The organism is Streptomyces sp. NPDC054863, from assembly GCF_053610825.1.
In genome coordinates, this window is the sequence record NZ_JBSGZD010000090.1 from 20324 (window position 1) to 27729 (window position 7406).

The window sequence follows — 7406 nt, forward strand, 5'->3', positions numbered from 1 at the left end:
TCCTAGTGAACGCACATTGTCCGGACGGACCTTCTCCAGGTTCCACGGGCATAAAACCTCTCGCGGAAACCTCGGGAAGCGATGTCAATCAGAATAGATGGGGATAAGTCCGGAGCGGTTCCGGATCGGGTGCGACGGATCCTGCGCGGTCCGCGACCCGAGAAGGTCCCCGCGCTGGTGGGCGCGGCGGTCACTCTGGTGGGCCTGCTCGACATCGCGGCCGGGGTAATCCCCCGCTTCCGGCACAGCCGGATGCACAGCGTGGCCGAGGTGCTGCCCGGTACGTTCGGGCCGTTCGCCGCCGCCTTCTCGCTGACCGTGGGAGTGCTGCTGCTCCTCCTCGCCCACGGCCTCAAGAGGCGCAAGCGGCGCGCCTGGCGCTCCGCCGTGGTCCTGCTGCCGGTGGGCGCCGTCGCGCAGATCGCGTACCGGAGCTCCTGGCTCGGCGCGCTGATCGCGCTCGTACTTCTCGCGCTGCTGATCGTCCATCGGAGTGAGTTCGCCGCGCTGCCGGACCCGCGCAGCCGCTGGAAGGCGGTCGCGAACTTCGCACTGACCGGCCTGGGCTCGATCGGGCTCGGTCTGCTGATCGTCAGCTCCCACCCGAAGACGATCGTCGGCAGCCCCGGCTTCGGCGACCGGCTGACGCACGTCCTCTACGGCCTCGCCGGCTTCGAGGGCCCCATCGACTACACCAGGCAGGCGTCCTGGACGGTCGGCTACTCGCTGGGCGCGCTCGGCTGGATCATCGCGATCACCACGGTCTACCTGGCCTTCCGCCCCGAGCACCCGGCCGCCCGGCTCACCGCGGAGGACGAGGCGCGGCTGCGTGGCCTGCTGGCCAAGCACGGCGCCCGCGACTCGCTGGGCCACTTCGCGCTGCGGCACGACAAGGCCGCCGTGTTCTCCCCCAGCGGCAAGGCCGCCGTCACCTACCGCGTCGTGTCCGGCGTGATGCTGGCCAGCGGCGACCCGATCGGTGACGTCGAGGCCTGGCCAGGCGCCATCGAGCGGTTCATGGAAGAGGCCAAGGCGCACTCCTGGACGCCGGCCGTGATGGGCTGCTCGGAGACCGGCGGCGAGGTCTGGACCCGCGAGAGTGGCCTGGACGCCCTCGAACTGGGCGACGAGGCCGTCGTCGACGTCCCCGACTTCTCCCTCTCGGGGCGCGCGATGCGCAACGTGCGGCAGATGGTCAAGCGCATCGAGCGCAACGGTTACGAGACCCGGGTGCGCCGCGTCGGCGACCTGGAGGCCGAGGAGCTGGACCGCATCCGCCGGGCCGCCGCCGACTGGCGCGGTACGGAGACCGAGCGCGGCTTCTCGATGGCGCTGGGCCGGGTGGGTGAGCCGGGTGACGAGGACTGCTTCATCGCGACCGCCCACAAGGCCGACGAGGAGGGCGCGACGCCCGGCCCGTACGGCGACATCAAGGCGGTGCTGCACTTCGTGCCGTGGGGCGGGGACGGCATGTCCCTCGACCTCATGAGGCGCGACCGGGCCGCCGACCCGGGCATGAACGAACTCCTGATCGTCGCCTCCCTCACGGCGGCCCCCGGCCTCGGCATCAAGAAGGTCTCGCTCAACTTCGCGATGTTCCGCTCGGCACTGGCCCGCGGCGAGAAGCTGGGCGCGGGGCCGGTGCTGCGGGGGTGGCGCGGGCTGCTGGTCTTCCTCTCCCGGTGGTTCCAGATCGAGTCGCTGTACAAGTTCAACGCGAAGTTCCAGCCGCGCTGGGAGCCGCGCTTCGTGGTCTTCCGGACGACCAGGGACCTGCCGCGGATCGGCTTCGCGGCGATGCAGGCGGAGGGGTTCGTGACGCTGGGGCTGCCGCGGCCGTTCGCGCGGTTCACGCGGAAGGGGACGGCGAAGCGGGGGCCACAGCCTTGTGCGCACGTGGCCGCACCGGTGGCAGAGGTGGAGCGGCTGGCGTGAGGGGGGCCGGGTGCGGGTCGCCCGTGCGGGTGCGTCGCGGCAGGCCGCGCAGCTCCCCGCGCCCCTGACCACCCGGCCCGCGGCCACCCGCCCGGCCCCGGATCCGCGCCCTACGCCACGCTGATCGCGATCTTCCCCCGCGTGTGCCCGCCGATGCTCTCCCGGAAGGCGTCCGCGGCCTTCTCCAGCGGGTAGACCGCGGCGACCTCGACCGTGAGCTCGCCGCGTTCCACCAGCTGCCCCAGTGCCGTCAGGTCCGCCGAGTCGGGGCGTACGAAGACGTAGTCCCCGCCCAGCCCCGTCACCGCGCCGTCCGCGACGGACGCCAGCCGCCCGCCGTCCGCGAGCAGCTCGGGCGACGCCTGGAGCGCTTCCCCGCCCACGAGGTCGAGCACCGCGTCCACACCGCCCGGTGCGATCTCCCGCACCCTGTCCGCCAGCCCTTCCCCGTACGCGACGGGGGTGGCGCCCAGCGACCGCAGGTATGCGTGATTGCGCTCACTCGCGGTGCCGATGACCTCGGCCCCCAGCGACCGCGCGATCTGCACGGCGAGCGAGCCGACGCCGCCGGCCGCGGCGTGCACCAGCACCTTGTCCCCCGCCCGCACCTTCAGGTTCCGGGTCAGCGCCTGGTACGCCGTCAGTCCGGCCAGCGGCAGCCCCGCGGCCTCCTCGAAGCTGATGCCGGCGGGCTTGCGCGCCAGGGTGCGGACGGGCGCGGCCACGTACTCCGCGAAGGTCCCCCGGGAGACGAAGTCCTCCCGGACGTATCCGATGACCTCGTCGCCCGGGGCGAACTCCGACACGGCGGCGCCCGCCTTCTCGACGACGCCCGCCACGTCCCACCCCGGCACCACCGGGAAGACGGCGTCCAGCGCCGGGTCCAGGTACCCGGCGAGGATCTTCCAGTCGACCGGGTTGACCGAGGCGGCGCGGACCTTGACCAGTACGGAGTCAGGACCGAGCTTGGGCTCGGGGCGCTCGCCGTACTCCAGTGCGTCGGGGCTGCCGTAGGCGCTGTACGTGATGGCCTTCATGGGACGTACCTCCAGAGTCAATGGTTGACATTCTCAAGTAATCGTTTTCGACGGTAGACCTAAATCGTTGAGATGGTCAAGTTTCCCGGCGTACACTGCATGTCATGGCAGCCAACCCGCCGACCCAGGCCAACCCGCCGACCAAGGCCGAACTCGTCGACCGGCTCGCCGCGTCCTTCGGTCTCTATTACGGGGACTTCACGCTCGCCGCCGCCACCGCAGGGCTCACCGCCAGTCAGGCCAAGACGCTCAGCGTGCTGCGCTCGTCACCCGCCCCGATGCGCGCCCTCGCCACCACCCTGGCCTGCGACGCCTCCAACATCACCGGCATCGTGGACCGGCTGGAGAAGCGCGAGCTGGTGCGCCGCGAGCCCAGCGCCACCGACCGCCGCGTCAAGAACGTCGTACTCACCGAGCACGGCGAGCTCACCATCGACACCATCCGGGCCCGGCTGCACACCACGCTGGCCGGACTCGACGCCCTGGACGACACGGAGCGCACCGCCCTGTTCACGCTCCTCGGCCGCGTCTTCCCGGGTGGGACGGACGCTCCCGGCGGTCCGGAGACCAGGCACTGACGCCTAGGCTGGACGCATGAGTACGTTGCTGCGCGCCCACCCCGCCGAAGGACTCCCGGAGTGGGACCGCTGTGCGGTCATGGGCGTCGTGAATGTGACGCCCGACTCCTTCTCCGACGGTGGTCGCTGGTTCGACACCGCCGCCGCCGTCAAGCGCGGCCTCGCCCTGGTCGCCGAGGGTGCCGACCTGGTCGACGTGGGCGGCGAGTCCACCCGCCCCGGAGCCAGCCGCGTCGACGCCGACGAAGAGCTCAAGAGGGTCGTGCCGGTCGTCAGGGGCCTCGCCTCCGAAGGTGTCACCGTCTCCGTCGACACCATGCGCGCCGCCGTCGCCGAGCAGGCCGTCGCGGCCGGCGCCGTCCTCGTCAACGACGTCAGCGGCGGCCTCGCCGACCCCGCGATGGTCCCCGCCGTCGCGGCCGCCGGCGTCCCCTTCGTCGTCATGCACTGGCGCGGCTTCAGCGCGGGCATGAACAGCCTCGCGGTGTACGACGACGTCGTCGCCGAGGTCGTCGCCGAGCTGCACGCGCGCGTGGACGCGGTCGTCGCGGGCGGCATCGCCCCCGAGCGCATCGTCGTCGACCCCGGTCTGGGCTTCGCCAAGCACGCCGAGCACGACCTCGCCCTCCTCGCCCACCTCGGCGACCTGCGCACGCTGGGCCACCCGCTGCTGGTGGCCGCCTCCCGCAAGCGCTTCCTGGGCCGCGTACTGGCCGGTGACGACGCCGCCCCGCCGCCCGCGCGCGAGCGCGACGCCGCCACGGCCGCCGTCTCCGCGATCGCCGCCCACGAGGGCGCCTGGGCGGTCCGGGTGCACGAGGTACGAGCGACGGCCGACGCGGTACGGGTCGCCCGCGCCGTGGCGGGCGCGAAGTGACCCCCCGCCGCGGCACCGACGCCGAACAGGTCGAACTGGCCAACACGGCGTTCTACGATTTTCTGGAGCGCGGCGACTTCGAGGAGCTGTCCGCGCTCTGGATGGACGACGAGATCACCTGCGTGCACCCCGGCTGGCCGGTGCTCTCGGGACGCGGCGAGGTCCTGCGCTCGTACGCGCTGATCATGGCGCACACCGACTACATCCAGTTCTTCCTCACCGATGTGTTGGTCTCCGTCATGGGCGACACCGCCCTGGCCACCTGCACCGAGAACATCCTCAGCGGCGGCCCCGCCGAGGAGAGCGGCGAACTCGGGCCGCTGGTCGGCCAGTTGGTCGTCGCCACCAACGTCTTCCGGCGCACCCCGGACGGCTGGCGGCTGTGGGCGCACCACGGTTCGCCCGTCCTGGCGGAATCCGACGACGACGAGGACGAGGATTCCTCCTGACGATTCCCGGCGAATCGCCACGGTTCCCCCTCCTGAGGGACGGCGATTCCCCGGCGTGAGTGGGTAGGAGCCCTGCGGGGAAACCCCGGAAGGGCCCCTTCCGCGTGCCGCCGGCAGCACCCGCGGACGGGGTCTGTCAGTGCGCGCAGGTAGATTCGGTCCTCAGGTGATGTGCCGACCGCACTCGGCACGGGCCCCCGATGACTACGAACAGCAGGAGTGATTCGCGTGGATCGTGTCGCGCTGCGCGGCCTCAAGGCCCGTGGACACCACGGCGTGTTCCCCAGGGAACGCGAAGAGGGCCAGACCTTCATCGTGGACCTCGTCCTCGGCCTGGACACCCGTCCCGCCGCGGCCGACGACGACCTGACGAAGACCGTCCACTACGGCGTGGTCGCCGAGGAAGTCGTCGAGGTCGTGCAGGGCGAGCCGGTCAATCTGATCGAGACGCTCGCCGAGCGGATCGCCCAGCAGTGCCTCAAGCACGACGGGGTCGACGAGATCGAGGTCACCGTCCACAAGCCGGACGCCCCGATCACCGTGCCTTTCGACGACGTGACCATCACCATCACCCGGAGCCGTGTATGAACCAGACGCAGAGCGACCCCACCGTCCAGCCGGTTCCCAGCTCCGTGACGGACCAGGTGGACGCGGCGGACATCACCCTCTCCAACCCCAAATGGGCCGTCATCGGCCTCGGCAGCAACCTCGGCAACCGCCTGGAGACCCTCCAGGGCGCCGTCGACCTCCTGGAAGACACCCCCGGCGTCCGCGTCAAGGCGGTCTCCCCGGTGTACGAGACCGAGCCGTGGGGCGTCGACGCCGACTCCCAGCCGTCGTACTTCAACGCGGTCGTCCTGGTGAGGACCACCCTCCCGCCGTCCTCGCTGCTTGAGCGCGGCCAGGCCATCGAGGAGGCCTTCGACCGGGTCCGCGAGGAGCGCTGGGGCCCGCGCACGATCGACGTCGACATCCTTTCGTACGCCGGCGTCGTCTCGGACGACCCGGTGCTCACGCTCCCGCACCCGCGCGCCCACGAGCGCGGCTTCGTGCTCGTCCCGTGGCACGACGTGGACCCCGGGGCGCAGGTCCCGGGCCGCGGCGCCGTCGCCGACCTCCTCGCCACCGTCTCCACCGAAGGCGTGCTCGCGCGCACCGACCTGGAACTCCGACTGCCCGAGTGAGCGTTACTCCGTACGACACTGCTTCGTACGACACTGGGCGGATGAGCGGTGTCGTACGGACACTCGTGACTGGCGTGACGGAAAGCGGAGCTTCGTGAAGCAACTACGGCTCGGGGTACTGACCGGCCTGTTCGTCGTGGCCGGAGTGCTGTCCTGGGCGGGCGCCCGGCTGTGGGCCTCGATCGACACCCTGCCCGGTGTGCCGGTCGCGGCGCCCGTCGTGCTGGCCCTGATCGCCGCCGTGCTGCTGGCGACCGCGCTGTCCCTGCGCGCCCGGCTGCGCGCCCAGCGCGAGCGCCGCCCCGGCGCCAAGGGCGTCGACCCGATGCTGGCGGCCCGCGCGGTCGTCTTCGGCCAGGCCAGCGCCCTCGTCGCCGCGCTCGTCTCCGGGGTGTACGGAGGCGTGGGCGTCCACCTGCTCGTCCAGCTCTCCGAGCTGCCCGGCCGCCACGCCCAGGCCCTCTACGCGGGCTTCTCGGTCCTGGCGGGCGCGGCCGTCGTCGCTGCCGCGTTCTTCCTGGAGCGCGTCCTGCGCCTCCCCGAGGACGACGACACCGCCCCGGCGGCCGACGCCGCCTGAGGCTCCCCCCGTGCGCACACGGGCTGCCCGAGGCCCCCTCGTGCGCACATGGGGCTGCCTGAGGCCCTTCTCGTACGTACGCGCGGGAAAGCCCTTGCGTACCCGCAGAAGACCTAGCGGGCCATGATCAGGCTCATCGCCTCGGCCCGCGTCGCCGGGTCGCGGAGCTGGCCGCGCACCGCCGAGGTGATCGTCTTCGCGCCCGGCTTGCGCACCCCGCGCATCGTCATGCACATGTGCTCGCACTCGACGACGACGATCACGCCGCGCGGCTCCAGGATCTCCATCAGCGAATCGGCGACCTGCGTGGTCAGCCGCTCCTGCACCTGCGGCCGGCGCGCGAACACGTCGACCAGCCGGGCCAGCTTCGACAGACCGGTGATCTTGCCGTCGGCGGACGGGATGTAGCCGACGTGCGCGACGCCGTGGAAGGGCACCAGGTGGTGCTCGCAGTTGGACATCACCTCGATGTCCTTGACCAGCACCATCTCGTCGTGGCCGAGGTCGAAGGTCGTCGTCAGGACGTCCTCCGGCTTCTGCCGCAGACCGGCGAATATCTCGTGGTACGCCCGCGCCACCCGCGCCGGAGTCTCCCGCAGGCCCTCGCGGTCCGGGTCCTCCCCCACGGCGATGAGGAGCTCACGCACCGCGTTCTCGGCCCGCTTCTCGTCGAACTCGCCGACAGTGGCCTCGCCGTCCAGCGTCACCGGGTCGGTCATCAGTGCCTCGTTCCTGTGCTTCATCCGTGCAGGCATATGAGAAATGC

Annotated in this window: 9 protein-coding genes; 7 read left to right on the forward strand and 2 right to left on the reverse strand. The window is 71.7% G+C overall.

Annotation, left to right across the window (positions count from 1 at the left end):
• Positions 1–81 precede the first annotated feature (81 nt).
• The gene (locus ACWGIG_RS18165) at positions 82–1935 is read left to right on the forward strand and encodes a phosphatidylglycerol lysyltransferase domain-containing protein (RefSeq protein WP_453322614.1); all 1854 of its coding nucleotides are present in this window, start codon (positions 82–84) and stop codon (positions 1933–1935) included.
• 110 nt (positions 1936–2045) lie between these two features.
• On the opposite strand, the gene ACWGIG_RS18170 is transcribed toward ACWGIG_RS18165, so the two are convergent.
• Positions 2046–2972: an NADP-dependent oxidoreductase gene (locus ACWGIG_RS18170; protein WP_453322615.1), complete on the reverse strand. Its 927-nt coding sequence runs from the start codon at positions 2970–2972 to the stop codon at positions 2046–2048.
• Positions 2973–3076: 104 nt separating this feature from the next.
• Between ACWGIG_RS18170 and ACWGIG_RS18175 the strand changes: the two genes are divergently transcribed.
• From ACWGIG_RS18175 to ACWGIG_RS18200, 6 genes are all read left to right on the forward strand, one after another.
• Complete coding sequence (locus ACWGIG_RS18175) at positions 3077–3550, forward strand: MarR family winged helix-turn-helix transcriptional regulator (protein WP_453322616.1); 474 nt, start codon at positions 3077–3079, stop codon at positions 3548–3550.
• Between the two features lie 16 nt (positions 3551–3566).
• Complete coding sequence (gene folP / locus ACWGIG_RS18180) at positions 3567–4427, forward strand: dihydropteroate synthase (protein ID WP_453322617.1); 861 nt, start codon at positions 3567–3569, stop codon at positions 4425–4427.
• Positions 4424–4876: a nuclear transport factor 2 family protein gene (locus ACWGIG_RS18185; protein ID WP_453322618.1), complete on the forward strand. Its 453-nt coding sequence runs from the start codon at positions 4424–4426 to the stop codon at positions 4874–4876. Before folP ends, ACWGIG_RS18185 begins: the two co-directional genes overlap by 4 nt.
• A gap of 228 nt (positions 4877–5104) precedes the next feature.
• A complete protein-coding gene (folB, locus tag ACWGIG_RS18190; protein WP_398414906.1) occupies positions 5105–5464 on the forward strand; it encodes a dihydroneopterin aldolase in 360 nt (119 codons plus the stop codon).
• Positions 5461–6060, forward strand: a complete 600-nt coding sequence (gene folK, locus ACWGIG_RS18195) for a 2-amino-4-hydroxy-6-hydroxymethyldihydropteridine diphosphokinase (RefSeq protein WP_453322619.1) — start codon at positions 5461–5463, stop codon at positions 6058–6060. The genes folB and folK overlap by 4 nt, the downstream gene beginning before the upstream one ends.
• Before the next feature lie 94 nt (positions 6061–6154).
• A complete protein-coding gene (locus ACWGIG_RS18200; RefSeq protein ID WP_453322620.1) occupies positions 6155–6640 on the forward strand; it encodes a DUF3180 domain-containing protein in 486 nt (161 codons plus the stop codon).
• Positions 6641–6753: 113 nt separating this feature from the next.
• Here the strand turns inward: ACWGIG_RS18200 and folE are convergent, their stop codons facing one another.
• Positions 6754–7359, reverse strand: a complete 606-nt coding sequence (folE, locus tag ACWGIG_RS18205; RefSeq protein WP_453322623.1) for a GTP cyclohydrolase I FolE — start codon at positions 7357–7359, stop codon at positions 6754–6756.
• Between the last annotated feature and the right edge of the window lie 47 nt (positions 7360–7406).

Bases quoted from the DNA above. Each gene is read 5' to 3' on its own strand.
- ACWGIG_RS18165 (WP_453322614.1), top strand. From the start codon at position 82: ATGTCAATCAGAATAGATGGGGATAAGTCCGGAGCGGTTCCGGATCGG.
- ACWGIG_RS18170 (WP_453322615.1), bottom strand. From the start codon at position 2,972: ATGAAGGCCATCACGTACAGCGCCTACGGCAGCCCCGACGCACTGGAG.
- ACWGIG_RS18175 (WP_453322616.1), top strand. From the start codon at position 3,077: ATGGCAGCCAACCCGCCGACCCAGGCCAACCCGCCGACCAAGGCCGAA.
- folP (WP_453322617.1), top strand. From the start codon at position 3,567: ATGAGTACGTTGCTGCGCGCCCACCCCGCCGAAGGACTCCCGGAGTGG.
- folK (WP_453322619.1), top strand. From the start codon at position 5,461: ATGAACCAGACGCAGAGCGACCCCACCGTCCAGCCGGTTCCCAGCTCC.
- folE (WP_453322623.1), bottom strand. From the start codon at position 7,359: ATGACCGACCCGGTGACGCTGGACGGCGAGGCCACTGTCGGCGAGTTC.